Here is an 18,338-nt window from a genome sequence, read left to right as displayed (position 1 = left end):
ACATCAATAGCAGGCCGATATCAAGCCGAGCTTCGGGTGAAGGCGGTCGATCGCGGTGAGCTCGCTTTGCATCTGCTCGATGATCCAGTCGCGGATCTCGGCGGCGACGGGCCGCATTGGCCGATTGCGCGGCGGCAGGAATTCGCAGATCCGCCGGGTGGTGGTGAGCGCGTCGGATGCCGGCGTCAGCGCACCGGTCAATAGCCAGTGCGAGGTGACCGTCAGCCAGCCGAGCGCGATGCCTTGGCCGAGCAGGGCGGCCTGCACCACGACGGCATAGTCGGTGAAGCTCAGCGTCTTCGCCGCACCGCGGCGCTTCGTGAGAAAGGATGGGTAGTCCGCCGCCCAGTCGCCGGGCGTCTCGGCCAGGCGAATGATGGTGTTGCCTTCCGCCTGCCCGGTCTGACGGAGATAGCCGGGGCTGCACACCGGCAGCATCACCTCCTTCATCACCAGCGTGCCGCCGGCCGAAGGCTCATCGCGATCGCGAAAGCGCATGCCAAGGTCGACATTCTCCACCGGCCCGCGCAATGCGCCCGAGATCAGCTGAAAGCGCAAATCGACTCTCGGAAACTGCCGCTGGAGCTTGTCGATCCGCGGCATCAGCCAATGCGTCGTGAAGGCGGAGGACACCGACAACGTGACGGTCTCAGTGCCTTTGCGGCGGCGCTCGATCTCGACCAGTCCGGTCTCGATGCTGCGAAAGCCCTCCAGCACGCGGCGATACAAGAGTTCGCCTTCCTCTGTGAGCACGGCGCGTCCCGCTTTGCGGTCGAACAGGCGCACGCCGAGATGCTCCTCGAACTGGCCGAGCATTCGGCTCACCGCGGGCTGCGTGACGTTCAATTCGGCGGCCGCCGCCGTGAAGCTGCCGTTGCGCGCCGCTGCGTCGAAGACGAACAGGGCGTTACTGGAGGGCAGCATCCGGCGCAGCTCGGGCATAACGCCATGTTATGAGGCCGGTAAGAATTTGGCAATTGCCGAGTTTGGCCAAGTCTGGTGTCATTGGCATGACAGCTGAAAGATAGGGCTCGCGAGCGAAGATTGGTTGCAGCGCACGCTGCAATCCGGACTGCTCCGAAGGCCTGTCTATAAAGCAAGCTTATGGCGTGCAGTGAGGCACGCCTGAGGGACATGGCGAGGTCGATCGTTGGACAAACGAGCGGAAAGCGTCGAGATCAGGTCCGCGAGCAAGGCTTACGGCGCAGTTCGCGCCCTCGACGACGTGTCCCTCAATGTCGGCGCCGGCGAGTTCGTCTCGCTGCTCGGCCCCTCCGGCTCCGGCAAGACCACGCTGCTCGGCATTTTGGGCGGCTTCATTCTGCCCTCGTCCGGCTCGATCCTGTTCGGCGGCCGCGACGTCACCTATATGCCGCCGCACAAGCGCGATCTCGGTGTCGTCTTCCAGAACTACGCGCTGTTCCCGCATATGAGCGTCGGCGAGAACGTCGCCTTCCCCTTGCGTGCGCGGCGCCTGCCGAAAGCGGGCTGGCCCGACAAGGTGCGCGCCGCGCTCGCGATGGTCGGTCTGGCCGGCTATGAAGCGCGGGGCATTGCGCAGCTCTCCGGCGGCCAGCGCCAGCGCGTGGCGCTGGCGCGCGCCATGATCTTCGAGCCGCGGCTGATCCTGATGGACGAGCCGCTCTCCGCGCTCGACAAGCAGCTGCGCGAATCCATGCAGATAGAGCTGCGCGCACTGCACAAGCGTATCGGCGCCACCATCATCTACGTCACCCATGACCAGCGCGAGGCGCTGACCATGAGCGACCGCGTCGCGGTGATGAAAGACGGCAGGCTGATCCAGATCGACCGGCCCGAGCGCCTGCACGATCATCCCGCGGACTCCTTCGTTGCAAGCTTTATCGGCGAGGCAACCCTGCTGCCGGTTCGCCGCGTCGATGCCTCCAGCGTCGCGCTCGGCAACGCTTCTTTGCGCAGCGCCCGCGCCATTCCTTCAGGCGATGCCCTGATGCTCGCCGTGCACAGCGAAAAGCTGCTGATCGACGACGGCGCGCAGGATGCCGCCTGCAACCGGCTGACCGGGACGGTCACCGACATCGTCTACCAGGGCGAGAGCCTGCGCATATTCCTGGCGCTCGAAGGCGGCATCGCGCTCAGCCTGCGCCAGCCGGCTTACCACCAGGCCTATCAGCGCATTCCGCCGCTCGGCGGCAGCCTCACCGTCACCCTTCACCACGAGGACACCATTATCGTGCCCCGGGTGGGAGACTGATGCCAGCCTTGTTCAACCGAGAGAAGAAGCCAAAATGTCGTCAGCAGCCTCGTTCAGCAATTTCAAGGTCCTCACCTTCGACGTCGTCGGCACCTTGATCGATTTTGAGACCGGTGTGCTCGCCGCGGTGCGCAGGATCTCGGGCAAGACGCCGGCCGAGCTCAGCGACGACCAGATCTTCGAATCCTACAAGCGGGGCCGCGACCGGCACCATGAGCGCTCGAGCGAGGTGATGTTCCACGTCTACCGCTACCTCGCCAAGGAGCTCGGGTTGCTCGCCGACGACGCCTCCTGCGACGTGTTTCAGCTCGCGGTGCTGCGCTGGGGGCCGTTCCCGGACTCGGTCGAGGCACTCAAGCGTCTGCGTACGAAATTCCGCCTGGTGGCAATGACCAATGCCGACCGCGTCGCACTGTCCTGCTACGCGCATGCGCTCGGCAACCCTTTCGACGACACCGTGTGTGCCGACGACACCGGCGTGGCCAAGCCGGACCCGGAATTCTTCGCCTACAACAAGGGCCGCCAGTCCGCCTTCGGCTACAAGCAGTCCGACATCCTCCACGTCGCGCAGAGCCAGTACCACGACATCGGGATCGCGCGGAAGCTCGGCTACAAGGTTTGCTGGATCGAGCGCCGCCAGGGCATCGCGGGCTTTGGCGGCACGCCGGCCGTCGAGACGCTGACCAAGCCGGACTTCCATTTCCCGACCTTGAAAGCGCTCGCCGACGCGGCGATCGGGCCCGCGGCTTAAATCGGTGAGCGCGGGCATGACACGGGACTGGAGCGCGCTGCCATCGGCGAACTCGCTGTGGGCCGCCACGGCGGAGCCGGCGCGCGAATGTCCCGTGCTGTCGGGCGAGCATCAGGCGGATGTGGTGATCATCGGCGCGGGCTACACCGGCCTCTCGGCTGCGCACCACATCGCTAGAAGCGGCCTGTCGCCGATCGTGCTGGAGGCGAACCGCCCCGGCTGGGGCGCAAGCGGCCGCAATGGCGGCGTGATCACCGCAAAGTTCCGGCTGTCGTTCCGCGAGATCGACGCCGTGCATGGCCGCGCCATGGCGCGGCGCATGTACGAGATCGCGCATGAATCCACAGACATCGTCGAGGAGCTGGTCTCCGAGTTCGGCATCGCCAGCGCGCAGCTCACCCGCGCCGGCCAGGTCAAGGCCGCGCACAACGAGACCACGCTCCGGGCCGCGACCGACGAGGCCGACTGGATGAAGCGCGAGATGGGTGATGCGGAGGTCCGCATCCTCGACAGACGCGAGGTGCGTGACGAGACCGGCTCCGACGTATTCGTCGGCGGCGTGCTCAATCCCGGCTCCGGCGGCATCCATCCGCTGAATTATCTGCGCGGTCTCGCCGATGGCGTGGCGCGCTGCGGGGTCGGCATCTTCCAGGAATCGCCGGTAGTCAAGCTCCGCCGCGACAACGGCGGAATCGTCGCGCAGACGCCGCAAGGCGCGGTGCGCGCGAAGCAGGCGATTATCGCCACTAACAGCTATTCGGATCTGACCGATGCCACCGCGCACATGCAGCGCACGCTGATCCCGTTTCGCAGCGCCATCATCGCCACCGACAGGTTGTCGCGCAATCTCGCCGGACGGCTGATGCCGACGGGACGCACCTACACCGAGACCAAGCGCATGATGCGCTGGTTCCGCATGGTCGATAATCGGGTGATCTTCGGCGGCCGCGGCGCCTTCGGCAAGCAGGATTCGCAAGCCGCCTTCGACGCCCTGCGCAAGGCGATGGTCGGCATCTTCCCCGACCTCGCCGAAGTTCGGCTCGCCTACAAATGGTCGGGCCTCGTCGGCATGACGCTGGACTCGGTGCCGCATATCGGCCGGCTCGACGACCGCATCTTGTTCTCGATGGGCTACAACGGCGCGGGCGTTGCGATGTCGAGCCTGATGGGCCGCTATCTCGCCGCCTTCGTGCGCGGCGAGACGCCCGAGGTCGGGCTGCTCGATGCGCGGCGCATGAAGGCCATTCCATTCTATCCGTTGCGCGAGCCCGCCGTGCGCATGGTTGCCGGCTGGTACCAGTTTCTCGATGCGATCGGACAATGAGATCTTGTGTGGTGACAGAGGAGGCGAGGATGAAGATGAAACGGGATCTTGGAATTGGCTATGCCCTGTTGGGCGCTTCGCTCGGCGCGATCGTGCTCACGGGAACCGCGGCTCACGCCGCCGAGCAGATCACCTTTGTCTCGCAGGGCGGTGTCTATCAGCAGGCCCAGACGGTGGCGATCCTCGATCCGTCCGCCAAGAAGCTCGGCATTACCATCAACCAGGATTCGATTCCCGACGCCTGGCCCGCGATCAAGACCCAGGTCGGCAGCGGCAAGCCGATCTGGGACGTCGTCGACACCCCGACCGGCTATTGCCTGCGCGGCGGCGAGCAGGGGCTGATCGAAAAACTCGACTTCTCCAAGATTCCAAACGCCGCGGCGATGCCCGAGGCCTATCGCAGCCCCTATTCGGTGTCGTACGAGTTCTATTCCAGCGTGCTGGCCTACAGCCAGAAGACGTTCCCGAAGGATGCCCCGAACAGCTGGGTCGATTTCTGGGACGTCAAGAAATTCCCCGGTCGCCGCGCGCTGCGCAACCATCCGATTGCCACGCTCGAGGCGGCATTGATGGCCGATGGCGTCGCACCCGACAAGCTCTATCCACTCGACGTCGATCGCGCCTTCAAGAAGCTCGAAGAGATCAAGCCGCACATCACGGTGTGGTGGACCTCCGGCGCGCAGTCGGCACAACTTCTTAATGACGGCGAGGTGGACATGGAAATGGCCTGGAACGGGCGCGTCAGCGCGGTCGCCAAGGAAGGCGCCAAGGTCGCCTTCACCTACAATCAGGGCATTTTGCAGAGCACCTCGCTCTGCATCCTCAAGGGTGCGCCGAATCTCGGGACCGCGGTCAATTTCCTCAACGAGGCCGTCGATCCCGTGCACCAGGCGAACCTGCCGGTCCACATCGACTACGGCCCGGGCAATCCGAAGGCGTTCGAGACCAACGTGATCAAGCCGGAACGCGCCGCGCAGTTGCCGAGCGAGCCGGCCAATGCGGCCAAGCAGGCGCTGATGTCCTACGCGTGGTGGTCGTCGCCGGCCGGCGAGGCGGCCGAGAAGCGCTGGGCGTCGTTCATGCAGAAGTAAGACGAGCGAGACAGCGTCGATGACAACCGCACCGGATTCCTCTCAAAAGCATCAGCGCCGGGAGCATGGGCTGATGCTGGCCCTGGTGTCGCCGGCGCTGCTCGTGATCCTGCTCTTGATCATGCTGCCGGTCGGCTGGCTCGCCTGGCAATCGATCTATCATGACGGTTTTACGCTGGAGAACTATCGTCGCATCTTCACCGAGGACATCTATTGGCGCAGCTTCGCGCTGACGTTCGAGATCAGCCTTGCGGTGACCGTGATCGCTCTTCTGCTCGGCTATCCCGTGGCGTACCTCGCCAATGCCGTGCCGAAAGGATGGAGCATGCTGATCCTGTCGCTGGTCGTGCTGCCGTTCTGGACCAGCGTGCTGGTGCGGGCCTATGCCTGGCTGGCGCTGCTTCAGCGCACCGGCGTGATCAACCAGTTTTTGCGCTATCTCGACGTGATCGGCGAGCCGCTCGCGCTGGTCCACAACATCTTCGGCACGGTGGTCGCGACCGTGCACATCCTGTTGCCCTTCATGGTGCTGCCGCTCTACGCGACCATGCAGAAGATTCCGGGCGAGCTGATGCAGGCCGGCGCCAGCCTTGGCGCAAGCCCGTCGCTCTCCTTCGTCCGCGTCTTCCTGCCGCTATCGCTGCCGGGCGTGCTCGCGGGCTGCACCATGGTCTTCGTGCTCTGTCTCGGCTTCTACATCACGCCGGAACTGCTCGGCGGCGGTCGCACCGTGATGGTGTCGATGCTGGTGAGCCGCAACGTCGAGCTCTACAACCAGTTCGGCGCCGCAAGCGCCGTGGCGGTGGTGCTGCTCGCCAGCGTGCTCCTGATCTTCGTGGTCGTCAGCCGATTCATCCCGCTCGATCGGGTGTTGGGGCAGAAATGATGCGACCGTCGTCCGCCCGGATCGTCCTGTATGTGATCAGCGCGCTGGTGCTGGTCTATCTGATCCTGCCGATCGTGATCATCGTGCCGATCTCGTTCTCCAGTGCGCGCTTCCTGACCTTCCCGCCGCCGTCTCTGTCGCCGCGCTGGTACCAGCAGTATTTTTCCAATCCCGCCTGGATGCAGGCCACGCGGGTGACGCTGACGGTCGCGCTTCTCACCGTCCTGATCGCGACGCCGCTCGGCATTGCCGCCGCCTATGCCATCAGCCAGTCGAAGCTGCGCATCATGCGCATCATCCACATGGCGCTGCTGTTGCCGCTGGTCGTGCCGATCATCATCACCGCGGTCGGCATTTTTTTCGTGTATGCCAAGGTGGGGCTGGTCGCGACCTTGCCCGGTCTCGTGCTGGCGAACGTGATGCTTGGGTTGCCTTACGTCGTCATCTCCGTGCTGGCGGGCTTGCAGAGCTTTGACCCGGCGCAGGAGATGGTGGCGCGCAGCCTCGGCATGAACCGCCTGCGCAGCTTCTTCGCGGTGACGCTGCCGCAGATCAAGTCCAGCGTGGTCGCCGGCGGCATCTTTGCCTTCATTTCGGCGATGGACGAGACCATTGTCGCCCTGTTCATCTCAGGCGGCCAATATCAACCGCTGACCAAGCGCATGTTCACTGCGTTGCGCGACGAGATCGACCCAACCATCGCCGCGATCTCGACCCTGATGACGGCGGCCTCCTTCATGCTGGTGCTGCTCGCAAGCGCACGACTGCGGAGGAATTCGTAAGGCACCCTGGCGCTTGCGGGAGACGCAATTATTGATCGCGAGGATGGAAATGGCATCCTGCCCGTGAAGGCGATCGAGATCGCCAACGATACTGTCTACGGCCTCGGCGCCCATGTGCAGGGCAGGGACATGGACCCGGTGCGGGCGGTCGCCAAGCAGATCTGGTCCGGTCAGGTCCATCTCAACTATCCTGACTGGGACCCGAACGCACCTTTCGGCGGATACAAGCGTTCCGGCAACGGCCGGGAATATGGCCTTGAGGGTATGGAGGAATATCTCGAGACCAAGGCCGTTCTCGGATTTTATCGATAGAACGTCATCTCCAGGACAACCCCCCTTCGAAATCAGGCTGCCGACATCGCGCTACCAGAGGTGATGAAGCGGACCGCGCGCGGTCTTGATGGCGACATTTCGTTTTGCTGAGATATCGCGCTCGGCAGGCACGTGCTGCTGGAGCATCCAGGGAGAAGGAAGCACGAGATGAAGATGATCAAGGGACCGGCGATATTCCTCGCTCAGTTCACGGCCGATGCGGCGCCGTTCAACTCCTTCGATGCGATTTGCGAATGGGCTGCCTCGCTCGGCTATGAGGGGATTCAGATCCCGAGCTGGGACGGGCGACTCTTCGACCTCAACAAGGCCTCGGAGTCCCAGGACTATGCCGATGAAGTGAAAGGGATAGCAGCCGAACACGGACTTTCCATCACCGAACTCTCGACCCATCTTCAGGGCCAGCTCGTCGCCGTGCATCCGGCTTATGACGCAGCATTCGACGGCTTTGCCGTGCCGGAGGTGCGCGGCAATCCCAAGGCACGCACCGAGTGGGCCGTCGACCAGGTCAAGCGCGCAATTCGCGCCTCAGGGCGCCTCGGGCTCACGGCGCAGGCGACCTTCTCCGGCGCGTTGGCCTGGCCCTATGTCTATCCCTGGCCGCAGCGTCCAGCCGGCCTCATCGAGGCCGCCTTCGACGAGATCTCCAGCCGATGGCGGCCGATCCTCGACTTTGCGGACGAGCACGGTGTCGATCTCGCCTATGAGATCCACCCGGGCGAGGACCTTCACGACGGCGTCTCCTATGAGATGTTTCTCGATCGGGTGAAGGGCCACAAGCGCGCGAACCTGCTCTATGACCCGTCGCACTTCGTGCTGCAGCAGCTCGACTATCTCGACTACATCGACATCTACCACGAGCGGATCAAAGCCTTCCACGTCAAGGATGCCGAGTTCAACCCGACGGGCCGCCAAGGCGTCTATGGCGGGTTCCAGAACTGGGTCGACCGTGCCGGCCGCTTCCGCTCGCCAGGCGATGGACAGATCGATTTCGGCGCGATCTTCTCGAAGCTCACGCAGTACGACTACGACAGCTGGGCGGTGCTGGAATGGGAATGCGCGCTCAAGCATCCTGAGCAGGGCGCGCGCGAGGGCGCCGAATTCATAAAAAGGCACATCATTCGGGTGACCGAGAAGCCGTTCGACGATTTCGCGGGCTCCGGCGCAGACGACCGGATGAACCGCAAGATGCTCGGCATCTCCTGATCGAGGAACAAGAAATGATTATTGAGGCAAGCAGTGGGGGCGGCGGTCATGTTCGTATCCGGCTGGGCATGGTCGGCGGCGGCCAGGGGGCTTTTATCGGCGCCGTCCATCGTACTGCCGCGCGTATCGACGACCAATTTGTGCTGACGGCCGGTGCGTTGGCGTCGGATCCGGCGCGAGCAAAAGCCTCGGCTCGGGAGCTCGGTATCGCCGACGACCGCGCCTATACCTCCTTCGAAGAGATGGCGAAGGCGGAGGGGGCGCGCCCGGACGGCATCGAGGTGGTCTCGATCGTGACCCCCAACCACCTGCACGCCCCGGTCGCCAGGGCGTTCCTTGAAGCCGGCATCCACGTCATCTGCGACAAACCACTCACCACGAGCCTCGCCGAGGCAGAGGAACTGGTTGAACTGGTCAGGAAGACGGGCAAGGTCTTCGTCGTGACCCACAACTACACGGGCTATCCCATGGTCCGACAGGCCCGCGCCATGGTGGCGAACGGTGATCTCGGCGAGATCCGGCTCGTTCAGGCCGAATATCTGCAGGATTGGTTGACCGAGCGGTTGGAAACAAGCGGCCATAAGCAGGCCGCGTGGCGCACGGACCCGACCCGTTCCGGCGCCGGCGGTTGCATTGGCGATATCGGCACCCACGCCTACAATCTCGCCTGCTTCGTCACTGGCCTCGAGCTTGAGGAACTGCTCGCGCAACTTTCGATCTTCGTCGGCGGCCGGCGTCTCGATGACGACGTCCAGATCCTCCTCAAGTGGAAGGGCGGTGCCAAAGGGATGCTTTGGGCGAGCCAGGTCGCGGTCGGCAATGAGAACGGCCTGACGCTGCGCGTCTATGGGACCAAGGGTGGGCTCGAATGGGCGCAAGAAAATCCGAACTATCTCTGGTTCACGCGTTACGGGCAGCCCAAGCAGCTCCTGACCCGCGGCGGTGCCGGGGCCTTGGTCGAGGCGGGCCGCGTCACCCGCGTGCCATCGGGGCACCCCGAAGGATATCTTGAGGGTTTTGCAACGATCTATGCTGAGGCAGCACGCGCCATTCGTGCGGCACAGGCCGGCAAAGCACCGGATCCGGCGGTGATTTTCCCGACCGTCGAGGATGGCCTCGCCGGCGTGAAGTTCATCGACGCTGCGGTGAGTTCGTCTGCAAGCAATGGCGCCTGGGTTCGAATGACGTAGATGCCGACAGTTCTGTTGAGCTGAACCTTGGCTCCGTAGCCGTGCCGATCGCGTCTTACGACGCGTTTGACCGCCGGCCATGATTCAGTCGGACAGGTTCGCAGGCCGGCTTGACACTCACTGTTGATGTTCTCATTATGTTCCGTCAAGAGTTTCCTCGAGACGTGACGGACGAACGGTCGGATGGCGACGACAGCCACCATCCTCCACGCGGACCTGGACGCCTTTTATGCTTCGGTAGAGCAGCTGCTTGATCCTTCATTGCGCGGCAAAGCCATCGCCGTCGGCGGCGGAGTTGTACTTGCCGCGTCTTACGAGGCCAAGGCGTTCGGGGTCCGCGGAGGGATGCCGGGACGGCGAGCGCGCGAGCTCTGTCCGCAACTCACTTTTGTGAGCGGTCATTTCAAGGAATATCAGCGGCTGGGCGACGCCGCCATCAAGCTGATCGGCGATTTCACGCCTATGGTGGAGCGGATTTCAATCGACGAAGCCTTCGCCGACGTTGCTGGTTGTACCCATCTGTTCGGTCCACCCGACGAAATTGCGAGGACAATCCGCCAACGCGTCCGGGCTGAACTCGGCCTGCCGATTTCGGTCGGCGTGGCTCGCACCAAGCATCTTGCGAAGATTGCCTCGCAAGTGGCCAAGCCCGATGGGCTGGTGGTCGTCGATCCTGACAGTGAGTTGCAATTCCTTCACGATCTGCCGGTCGAGCTGATGTGGGGAGTGGGCCCGGTCACAAAAGCCCGGCTCGCCGAGATCGGCGTGCTCACAATCGGAGACTTGGCGAAGACACCGGGAGGCTCGCTTGAGCGGCTACTCGGTCCTGCGGCAGGAGAGAAGCTTGCAGCGCTGGCATGGAATCGTGATTCACGCGAGGTCAAGGCTCACCGCCGCGCCCGATCGGCGGGAGCACAATCGGCGATCGGCAGGAAGCCTGCCGAAGAGCGGGTGTTTCGACCAACCCTGGTTCACCTTGCAGATCGAATCGGCACCCGGCTCCGGGCCAAGGGCAGGCCGGGCCGAACCGTGACGGTCCGCGTTCGCTTCGCCGGCCTGAACTCAGCTACGCGCTCGGTAACGCTCAACGCGCCTATCGCGGCGACCATGATCCTTGCCGAACTCGCCGAGGACCTGGTGCGTGCCGTCCTCGCAGATCACCCTGACGAGAAGATCATTTCGCTCCTCGCGATCTCCGTCTCGCATATCGAGGAGGACTGGGATCTTGAGCTGGAGCTTCCGCTTGGGCTTCGAGATGAACCGCGCCGCCCTGGCAGCAAAATAGGCCTGGCGCGTTGGGCGGCCGACCGTGCCGTCGATAAGATCCGCGATCGTTTTGGACGGGATGCGATCGGATATGGCTCCGTGGCGCTCGGCATCTCGCGTTCGGTTCCTGACGAGTTTCGCGAACTCGCCGAAAAGGACCTGTGATGGTCATAGGAAGCTTGCAGCATCGTGCTCTGCCATTCACAAGCCCGTGTGACCACTTGCACATTGTGACATTCGACCGCTCGATCGCCATGGCCGACGAAGCGCAGTTCTGGAGCATCGACGAGGCAGCGGTCGTTGACGATTGGAGAGCGGGGGCGTAAGCGCCGCCGCGCTGTCGATGAGCAGCATCCTTGAGCTCGCTTGTGCTTGCCGGGCTGCAGCTCCACGGAGGAGATCATGCGCAGCAAGACGAGCGAGATTGATGTCGGTCACCGGTCATTGACACCGTGACCAAGCAGGCACCCACTTTGCCGTTTGCCGTGGAGTCGACCGCGATCGGCCAACCCCGCATGCTCAGCACAAAGAGCGCCCTCTCAAGTCCGAGTATCAACTTCATTTGCGCGGCTGGGTAACGCTGCCTGGCTAGAGGCATAGGCGGCCGCCGCCCTCGAAGCTGGCGAGTAGATTCGAAAGACTTCGGCCAGCTCCGCGGCAGTATCTGTGAGCTCCTTCATGATGGCCAGGCTGTCCGCTGGCTGACCTCCGGAAGAGTGGCAGACCTCGAACGAGATCCCGTTCGGAAGATCCACGTGTATCTTGTCTAGTCCGACGACACCCGGCGCCTCGCCGTCTTGGGCATCAGAAATTGAGCTTGCTCCGTCCGTGCCTGACGCCTGATGCCCGGAGGTCTCTTTGCTCGCCAGCCTCTGCACGAAGTCTTCAATGGTCTTGAGAGTGACGCTATCGAAACCCACGTTGCCGAAGCTGACGACTCCGATCGACATGCCGTTCGGCAGATCGACCTTGATCGCATCGTAAGGCGCATCGGCGCTCATGCCGGCTGCTAATTTCGAGGCGTCGGCTTGTGCACCGCCTGCCGAAGGAGATTTCGCCTGACGGGCGGAAGAAGGCCAAATCGCCAGGCTTCCGCTGGCTACAGTGCTGATGCTCATGCACGAATTCCACTGTCAATTGCAAACGCTCGTCTCACTAGCAACGCACGTGCCAATTCCGATGGCCTTTGCCATCAAGGGGTTGTCCAGAATGCCGACCAGCGCGTGTTTCACATCGGCAAATGCGACCCGGCAAAAGCTGCCACTCTGCACGCGCGCGTTTGTGGGTGACGATGGTGGGCTCGGAGCAGGTTCGGACAAGGCATGACAGCTTTAGGAAAGAGGCCCGACCCGTACGGCGCTTAGAACGAAATGAACGCTCGATCCCAAGGCTCACGATGTCCCAGTTCTCAACCGAACCGGCAGTCGAACTCACGAACGCGCGATGCGCTGAACTAGGGCGCGTACTCATAGCGTTGATGAGCTCACGCCCTAGCCATCGGTTGTGTTCATTGGGAAAGGGAACGCCTTAAATCAACCGCCTGATGGCTTCGCAGGTTCGAGTCCTGCCTCCCCACCATGCTTCGCGAGCCACAGCTCGGCAAGCCGGCACGCATGGCTATGGCCGGCCCAACGATCTTCAGAAGACGCCGCTATCGAGCTCACAGTGCCGGCCAAGGCATCGGGATGTAGCTGTAGGCGTTGCCTTCACGCGTGACGTGACCGACGCCGGGGAAGGGCAAGTGCATACCGGCTACGAGTAGGCGATCGGCCGACACCATATCCAGCACCTTCTTGCGGGTGGCGACCGCAGCCGCTTGGTCCACATCGAAGGCTATCGCCCATTCAGGATGTGCGAATTGCAACGTCGATGAGTGGATGACGTCCGTGAAGAGCAGCATGTTGGCGTCGCCAGAGCCAATCCGCAGGGCGAGATGTCCCGGCGTGTGGCCGGGCGCGGGCACCGCTGCGATGCCAGGCGCGATTTCAACCTCGCCGCCCATCTGCCGAATCTTGCCGCGGTACGGTCCGAGCGATTTGCGTGCCATTTCGAAGAATGGCCTCATCGGGTCAGGCGCCTGGGACAGGATGCCGTCGTCGTGCCAGAAAGCGAATTCGACGTTGGCAACCACAATTTCAGCCGCGGGAAAAGCAGCCTCGCCGCCCGCGCCAATCAGGCCGTTCGCGTGGTCAGGATGCAGGTGGGTCACGATCACGGTGTCGATCTCTTCGCGCTTGACGCCAGCCGCGACAAGCGCCTCGGGTAGGTGGCCGAGCGTTGGTCCCATCGCCGATGCCGTGCCCGTATCGATGAGTATGCGCCGGCTGCCGCGCGTGACAAGGTAGGCATTGACGGAGGTGGCGATAGTCTTCGGCAGGAACGCTCTCGTCAGCAGCGCCTCCGCGGCAGCCGGATCGGCGGCGGGAAAGAGATCAAGGCCGAGATTGAGGAAGCCGTCGCTGAGCGCCGTGATTGTGAAGTCGCCGAGGGCGAAGCGATGGGCGGCGGGTAGCGGCGCGGCTGTGGTCGTATCAGGTGTTGCACCCTTCGCTGCGAAGGAGCCGGTGCCTGCAAGGGCCAAGGTACCTGCGCCAAGCGCGGCGCGGCCAAAGGTTCGGCGGTCGATCTTCATATTCCATCTCCATCAGCTCTTGTGGATGTTCGCAGGGCCACCACGGTGCCCGTCGCGCACGGTGATCATCTATTTGCTTGATGTTGAAAGCGGAAGCCTGTCGAAGCTAAATCGCCTGCCCTGCAGGCAGGGTATCCCGGATCATCGCCTCGAGGCTGCTTGCCTTGACGCCGAGGAGATTTTCGGTGTCGGAGGCGTCGATCAGGAGGGGCTAGTCGAACAAATAGGACATCTCGACGCCCTCGTGAAAAGCGATAGACTCCAATTCGTCCTCGGTCAGCCAATGGAGTTCGGGCGCCTCGATTTCCAGTACAGCTGCAAATTTTCCGACGAGCTCGCGAATTGATGCGTTCCGGCAAGGTACATGAAACGCACGCCCCCACGCTCCGGAACAGCGGCAGACTGCCACGAGAGTCTTTGCGGGGTCTTTGGTGAAGGACCACGCGTGGGCAGCATCCAAGTCGCCCAGGAACGAGATCGCGTGACCCCGAAGCAGCGATGGAAGTGCAAGCAGAGAGAAATAGGTCACCGTTGCGGCCGAGACAAGGCGCGTAAGACCCCGTTGAGAAGTTTGACGTGCGCCATCAGCTGCGGAACGAGCGCATCGTTTACCTGGCCAACGCGCTCGCAGCGGAGGCACGTGCAGGGTCCCCGAGCGGCGATTTATACGCCGACAGCGTCAGCACAGCGGTGCGAGTTTGGTTATACACCGGGCGATCTGCGTCGCATGCGTGGATCCGGATGATTCCGACTAGGCCATCATCTCCCTGACCATCGGCACCACCTTGCGCCCATAAAGCTCGATGCTGCGCATCAGCTTCTCATGCGGCAGCGATCCGGCCGAATACTTCAACTGGAAGCGCGAAATGCCAAGCACCTTTGCGGTTGCCGCGATTTTTCGCGCGACGGTTTCCGGCGAGCCGACATAGAGCGAACCGCGCTCGGCCTCGCTGACGAACTCGTCGCGGCCCATCGGCGGCCAGCCGCGCTCCTTGCCGATGCGGTCGCGCATGGGCTTGTAGTCGGGCCATAGCGCTTCGCGCGCCTCTTCATCGGTCTCGGCGACGTAGCCCGGCGAGTGCACGCCAATCGGCTTTGCCGGGCGGCCAAATTCCTTGAAGGCGCGGTGATAGAGCTCGACGTAAGGCGCAAAACGTGCGGGATCGCCGCCGATGATCGCCAGCATCAAGGGCAGATCGTAATGCGCGGCGCGCACCACTGATTGCGGACTGCCGCCGACACCGATCCAGGTCTTCAGCGTGCCGTGCTCGACCGGCGGATAGACGCGCTGGTCCTTCAGCGGCGGACGCAGCTTGCCTTCCCAGGTCACGGGCTTTTGCGACAGCAGCGCGATGAACAGGTCGAGCTTCTCCTCGAACAGCGCCTCGTAAGCCCGCAGATCGAAGCCGAACAGGGGAAATGATTCGGTGAACGAGCCGCGGCCGAGGATCACCTCGGCGCGCCCGTTGGAGACCGCGTCGAGCGTGGCAAAGCGCTGGAACACGCGGATGGGATCGTCCGAGCTCAGCACCGTCACGGCCGAGCCGAGATGGATGCGTTTGGTGCGCGCCGCGATCGCGGCCAGCACGGTCTCGGGCGAGGAGATCGCGAAATCGGCGCGGTGATGTTCGCCCAACCCGATGAAGTCGAGGCCGAGCTCGTCGGCCAGCACCGCCTCATCGACGACGTTGCGGATCACCTGCGCATGCGCAAGCATGGCGCCGGAGGCGTCCCTGGTGACGTCGCCAAAGGTATCCAGTCCGAATTCGAGCGGTGCGGTCATCGATCAGGTCTCTGCGGGGAAGATGTTCAAGACTTAATGGACGACGGCTTTGCCACAAGGTGGCTTTCGGAAATGCTCGGTTTCCGTTTTACCGCCACATCCGGCGCATGCGCGCGCCGATGTCCACCTTCGGGCCTTGCGCCGCGGTGCGCGCGGCGCCGGCGGCGGCCTTCGGCCAGGCGGTGCGCTCAAACAGATAGACCAGCTGCTCCGGGATGAAGCGGGTGCGCGAGGCATAGACGTGGCGGTCGCCCTTGGCGGCCTGGCCGTGGGTGAAGAAGCGCTGCGGCACGACGAGGTGCAGATCGTCCTTGGCGCGCGTCATCGCCACATAGAGCAGCCGGCGCTCCTCCTCGAGCTCGGCGCTGGTGCCGGCGCCGAGATCGGAGGGCATGCAGCCGTCGACGACGTTGAGCACGAATACCGATTTCCACTCCTGCCCCTTGGCGGAGTGGATGGTAGAGAGGATCAGATAGTCCTCGTCGCGGAGCGGAGGTCCGGATTTGTCGCTGGTCGCATCCGGGGGGTCGAGCGTGAGCTCGGTCAGGAATTTTTCGCGCGAAACGTAGCCGCTCGCGATCTGCTCGAGCTGCATGAGATCGGCGCGGCGCGTCTCGGAATCCTCGTGGATGCGATCGAGATGCGGCGCGTACCACAGCCGCACGCGTTCGAGATCGGCCGGCCATTCCGAATAGCGCAGGTTCTCGACCGTGCGGACGAAGTCGGCCCAGTCCGCGCCGGTGCGCGGCGGCGTTGGCAGCTGGCCGAGCGCGTGCAGCGGGTCGGGGCTCTCTGCCATCTGGTCGAGCACGCGCTGCGCGGTCGCAGGGCCGATGCCCGGCAACAAATGCAGGATGCGAAACCCCGCGACGCGGTCGCGCGGATTTTCGGCAAAGCGCAGCAGCGCCAGCACGTCCTTGACATGAGCGGCGTCGAGAAACTTCAGCCCGCCGAACTTCACGAACGGTATATTGCGGCGGGTCAGCTCGATCTCCAGCGGCCCCGAATGCGAGGACGTGCGGAACAGCACCGCCTGATGCTTGAGCAGCGCGCCTTGCTCGCGATTGGCCAGCACCTCCTCGACGATGTAGCGGGCCTGGTCGGCCTCGTCGTGCACGGTGACGAGCTGCGGCTTTTGCGCGGACGTGCGATCGGTCCAGAGATTCTTGGTGAAGCGCTCGCGGGCGAGACCGATGACGCCGTTGGCCGCCGCCAGCACGGTCTGAGTCGAGCGGTAATTGCGGTCGAGCGTGATGAGCTCGGCGCGCGGCGAAAAGCTTTGCGGGAAGTCGAGGATGTTGCGCACGGTGGCGGCGCGGAACGAGTAGATCGACTGCGCGTCATCGCCGACCACGGTGAGGCCGCGTCCGTCGGGCTTCAGCGCCAGCAGGATCGAGGATTGCAGGCGGTTGGTGTCCTGGTACTCGTCGACCAGGACGTGATCGAAGCGGCCGCCGATCTCCTCGGCGATCAGCGCATCGCTCATCATCTGCGACCAGTACAGCAGGAGGTCGTCGTAATCGAGCACGTGCTGGGCCTGCTTGGCCTCGACGTAAGACGCGAACAGGCTCTTCAGCTCGGCGGCCCAGCCGGCGCACCAGGGATAATGCTGGCCGAGCACCTTCTCGATCTCCATCTCGGCATTGACGCAGCGCGAGTAGATCGAAAGACAGGTGCCCTTGGCGGGAAAGCGGCTCTCGGTCTTCGACAGGCCGCGCTCGTGCCGGACCAGGTTCATCAGGTCGGCGGAATCCTCGCGGTCGTGGATGGTGAAGGCGGGGTCGACGCCGATCCGCTCGGCGTATTCGCGGAGCAGCCGCGCGCCGATGCCGTGGAAGGTGCCGGCCCAGCTCAAGGCGTCGCGCATGATCGCGGCATTGTTCTCGCCGAGCACTTTTCGGGCGATGCGCTCGACCCGGCCGGCCATCTCGGCCGCCGCGCGGCGCGAAAACGTCATCAAGAGGATGCGGCGCGGATCGGCGCCCGCGACGATCAGATGCGCGACGCGGTGGGCAAGCGTGTTGGTCTTGCCGGAGCCGGCGCCGGCGATGACGAGCAGGGGGGCGCCCACGGTCGCCCCTTCGGCCACGCCATGCTCGACGGCGCGGCGCTGCTCCGCATTGAGCGTGTCCAGATATGTCGCCACGAATCGCCCCGGTGAAAGATCGAGCGTCGGCGATTTGGTTGCGAATCGCAATGCGGCTGGACGGAACCGGATTTAGGACTTAGGGGAGAGACGGACAAAAAGTTCCAGTCCGCAAAGCTTGCCAGGAATGCCCGAGCTCAAGCCCGACCAGTTCGAAATGCGGCGGCTGGAGTCGCTCAGCAACACCATTTTCGGCGTCGCCATGACGCTGCTCGCCTATGACCTGCCCAAGGCGGCTGTGTTCACCGGCGCGCCCGATTGGAACGATCTCGCCCGGGTCTATTCCGGCAAGCTCGCCGGTCTGGCGCTCAGCTTCATCATCGCCGGCGTGTTCTGGATCAGCCATCACCGCCGGCTGGCGCGCCAGCCAGTGGGCAGCCGCGGTACGGTGGTCCTCAACCTGTTCTTCCTGCTCTCGATCGTGCTGCTGCCCGTGACCAACGGCCTCTACACCAATTATGCCATGAGCAGCGCGGTCGCCGTGCTCTATGGCCTGCATCTGACCGCCATCGCCGGCCTCAATGCCTGGCTGTGGTGGAGGATTTTGGGTGGCTGGCGCCACGAGATCATGGCGTCGCTGTTCCCGCTGCTGGTGTTCATCCCGGGCACGATCGTCGCGGTGTTTGCGCCGCACGTCGCGCCCTTCGTGTGGTTCATCGCCTTCGGCGGGCTCCTGATCCAGCGCTTCTATGCCGCGCCGACCGGGGCGGACGCGTAG

At 63.8% G+C, this 18,338-nt stretch carries 16 protein-coding genes and 1 pseudogene; 12 read left to right on the top strand and 5 right to left on the bottom strand.

The window, feature by feature from the left end; genetic code table 11:
- Window positions 1-3: 3 nt before the first annotated feature.
- The gene (locus tag FXV83_RS04075; protein ID WP_148737901.1) at window positions 4-942 is read right to left on the bottom strand and encodes a LysR family transcriptional regulator; all 939 of its coding nucleotides are present in this window, start codon (window positions 940-942) and stop codon (window positions 4-6) included.
- 208 nt (window positions 943-1,150) lie between these two features.
- Between FXV83_RS04075 and FXV83_RS04070 the strand changes: the two genes are divergently transcribed.
- The 10 genes and pseudogenes from FXV83_RS04070 (at window position 1,151) to dinB (ending at window position 11,224) form a co-directional block, all read left to right on the top strand.
- A complete protein-coding gene (locus FXV83_RS04070) occupies window positions 1,151-2,233 on the top strand; it encodes an ABC transporter ATP-binding protein (RefSeq protein WP_148737900.1) in 1,083 nt (360 codons plus the stop codon).
- Between the two features lie 34 nt (window positions 2,234-2,267).
- Window positions 2,268-2,984, top strand: coding sequence for an HAD family hydrolase (locus FXV83_RS04065; protein WP_148737899.1), 717 nt, complete (start codon window positions 2,268-2,270; stop codon window positions 2,982-2,984).
- 16 nt (window positions 2,985-3,000) lie between these two features.
- The gene (locus tag FXV83_RS04060) at window positions 3,001-4,308 is read left to right on the top strand and encodes an NAD(P)/FAD-dependent oxidoreductase (RefSeq protein WP_187435639.1); all 1,308 of its coding nucleotides are present in this window, start codon (window positions 3,001-3,003) and stop codon (window positions 4,306-4,308) included.
- Window positions 4,309-4,337: 29 nt separating this feature from the next.
- Window positions 4,338-5,399 (top strand): ABC transporter substrate-binding protein, encoded by a 1,062-nt coding sequence (locus FXV83_RS04055; RefSeq protein ID WP_187435638.1) that lies wholly within the window; start codon window positions 4,338-4,340, stop codon window positions 5,397-5,399.
- Between the two features lie 19 nt (window positions 5,400-5,418).
- Window positions 5,419-6,285, top strand: a complete 867-nt coding sequence (locus tag FXV83_RS04050) for an ABC transporter permease (RefSeq protein ID WP_187435637.1) — start codon at window positions 5,419-5,421, stop codon at window positions 6,283-6,285.
- A complete protein-coding gene (locus FXV83_RS04045; protein WP_148737896.1) occupies window positions 6,282-7,067 on the top strand; it encodes an ABC transporter permease in 786 nt (261 codons plus the stop codon). The genes FXV83_RS04050 and FXV83_RS04045 overlap by 4 nt, the downstream gene beginning before the upstream one ends.
- A gap of 66 nt (window positions 7,068-7,133) precedes the next feature.
- A pseudogene (locus tag FXV83_RS04040) lies at window positions 7,134-7,379 on the top strand (aldehyde dehydrogenase family protein); the annotation flags it as partial.
- A 168-nt stretch (window positions 7,380-7,547) separates the two neighbouring features.
- On the top strand, window positions 7,548-8,603 hold the full coding sequence (locus tag FXV83_RS04035) for a sugar phosphate isomerase/epimerase family protein (protein WP_148737895.1): 1,056 nt from the start codon (window positions 7,548-7,550) through the stop codon (window positions 8,601-8,603).
- Window positions 8,604-8,617: 14 nt separating this feature from the next.
- Window positions 8,618-9,793 carry a Gfo/Idh/MocA family protein gene (locus FXV83_RS04030; protein WP_148737894.1) on the top strand — a complete coding sequence of 392 codons (1,176 nt, stop codon included), beginning with the start codon at window positions 8,618-8,620 and terminating at the stop codon, window positions 9,791-9,793.
- 183 nt (window positions 9,794-9,976) lie between these two features.
- Window positions 9,977-11,224 (top strand): DNA polymerase IV, encoded by a 1,248-nt coding sequence (gene dinB / locus FXV83_RS04025; protein ID WP_148737893.1) that lies wholly within the window; start codon window positions 9,977-9,979, stop codon window positions 11,222-11,224.
- Between the two features lie 374 nt (window positions 11,225-11,598).
- Here dinB and FXV83_RS04020 read toward each other — a convergent pair whose 3' ends face one another.
- Both FXV83_RS04020 and FXV83_RS04015 read right to left on the bottom strand, forming a co-directional pair.
- Window positions 11,599-12,177, bottom strand: a complete 579-nt coding sequence (locus FXV83_RS04020) for a hypothetical protein (RefSeq protein WP_148737892.1) — start codon at window positions 12,175-12,177, stop codon at window positions 11,599-11,601.
- A 542-nt stretch (window positions 12,178-12,719) separates the two neighbouring features.
- A complete protein-coding gene (locus FXV83_RS04015) occupies window positions 12,720-13,691 on the bottom strand; it encodes an MBL fold metallo-hydrolase (RefSeq protein WP_148737891.1) in 972 nt (323 codons plus the stop codon).
- 61 nt (window positions 13,692-13,752) lie between these two features.
- Here FXV83_RS04015 and FXV83_RS04010 point away from each other — a divergent pair, with 61 nt between their 5' ends.
- Window positions 13,753-14,037, top strand: a complete 285-nt coding sequence (locus FXV83_RS04010) for a hypothetical protein (protein WP_148737890.1) — start codon at window positions 13,753-13,755, stop codon at window positions 14,035-14,037.
- A 405-nt stretch (window positions 14,038-14,442) separates the two neighbouring features.
- On the opposite strand, the gene FXV83_RS04005 is transcribed toward FXV83_RS04010, so the two are convergent.
- On the bottom strand, window positions 14,443-15,474 hold the full coding sequence (locus tag FXV83_RS04005; RefSeq protein ID WP_148737889.1) for an LLM class flavin-dependent oxidoreductase: 1,032 nt from the start codon (window positions 15,472-15,474) through the stop codon (window positions 14,443-14,445).
- A gap of 88 nt (window positions 15,475-15,562) precedes the next feature.
- Entirely contained in the window at window positions 15,563-17,620 is a 2,058-nt protein-coding gene (locus FXV83_RS04000; RefSeq protein ID WP_148737888.1) for an ATP-dependent helicase, read from the bottom strand.
- Between the two features lie 127 nt (window positions 17,621-17,747).
- Between FXV83_RS04000 and FXV83_RS03995 the strand changes: the two genes are divergently transcribed.
- A complete protein-coding gene (locus tag FXV83_RS03995) occupies window positions 17,748-18,338 on the top strand; it encodes a TMEM175 family protein (RefSeq protein ID WP_148737887.1) in 591 nt (196 codons plus the stop codon).

The sequence above is a fragment of the Bradyrhizobium hipponense genome, from assembly GCF_008123965.1.
GTDB classification, from domain to species: Bacteria; Pseudomonadota; Alphaproteobacteria; order Rhizobiales; family Xanthobacteraceae; genus Bradyrhizobium; species Bradyrhizobium hipponense.
The sequence above is the reverse complement of the archived record's forward strand: the minus strand, read 5'-3'. Positions and strand labels throughout refer to the sequence as shown.

Excerpts from the sequence above, each read along its gene's own strand:
- FXV83_RS04075 (WP_148737901.1), bottom strand. The coding sequence starts at position 942 with ATGCCCGAGCTGCGCCGGATGCTGCCCTCCAGTAACGCCCTGTTCGTC.
- FXV83_RS04065 (WP_148737899.1), top strand. The coding sequence starts at position 2,268 with ATGTCGTCAGCAGCCTCGTTCAGCAATTTCAAGGTCCTCACCTTCGAC.
- FXV83_RS04060 (WP_187435639.1), top strand. The coding sequence starts at position 3,001 with ATGACACGGGACTGGAGCGCGCTGCCATCGGCGAACTCGCTGTGGGCC.
- FXV83_RS04055 (WP_187435638.1), top strand. The coding sequence starts at position 4,338 with ATGAAGATGAAACGGGATCTTGGAATTGGCTATGCCCTGTTGGGCGCT.
- FXV83_RS04050 (WP_187435637.1), top strand. The coding sequence starts at position 5,419 with ATGACAACCGCACCGGATTCCTCTCAAAAGCATCAGCGCCGGGAGCAT.
- FXV83_RS04045 (WP_148737896.1), top strand. The coding sequence starts at position 6,282 with ATGATGCGACCGTCGTCCGCCCGGATCGTCCTGTATGTGATCAGCGCG.
- FXV83_RS04035 (WP_148737895.1), top strand. The coding sequence starts at position 7,548 with ATGAAGATGATCAAGGGACCGGCGATATTCCTCGCTCAGTTCACGGCC.
- FXV83_RS04030 (WP_148737894.1), top strand. The coding sequence starts at position 8,618 with ATGATTATTGAGGCAAGCAGTGGGGGCGGCGGTCATGTTCGTATCCGG.
- dinB (WP_148737893.1), top strand. The coding sequence starts at position 9,977 with ATGGCGACGACAGCCACCATCCTCCACGCGGACCTGGACGCCTTTTAT.
- FXV83_RS04020 (WP_148737892.1), bottom strand. The coding sequence starts at position 12,177 with ATGAGCATCAGCACTGTAGCCAGCGGAAGCCTGGCGATTTGGCCTTCT.
- FXV83_RS04015 (WP_148737891.1), bottom strand. The coding sequence starts at position 13,691 with ATGAAGATCGACCGCCGAACCTTTGGCCGCGCCGCGCTTGGCGCAGGT.
- FXV83_RS04005 (WP_148737889.1), bottom strand. The coding sequence starts at position 15,474 with ATGACCGCACCGCTCGAATTCGGACTGGATACCTTTGGCGACGTCACC.
- FXV83_RS03995 (WP_148737887.1), top strand. The coding sequence starts at position 17,748 with ATGCCCGAGCTCAAGCCCGACCAGTTCGAAATGCGGCGGCTGGAGTCG.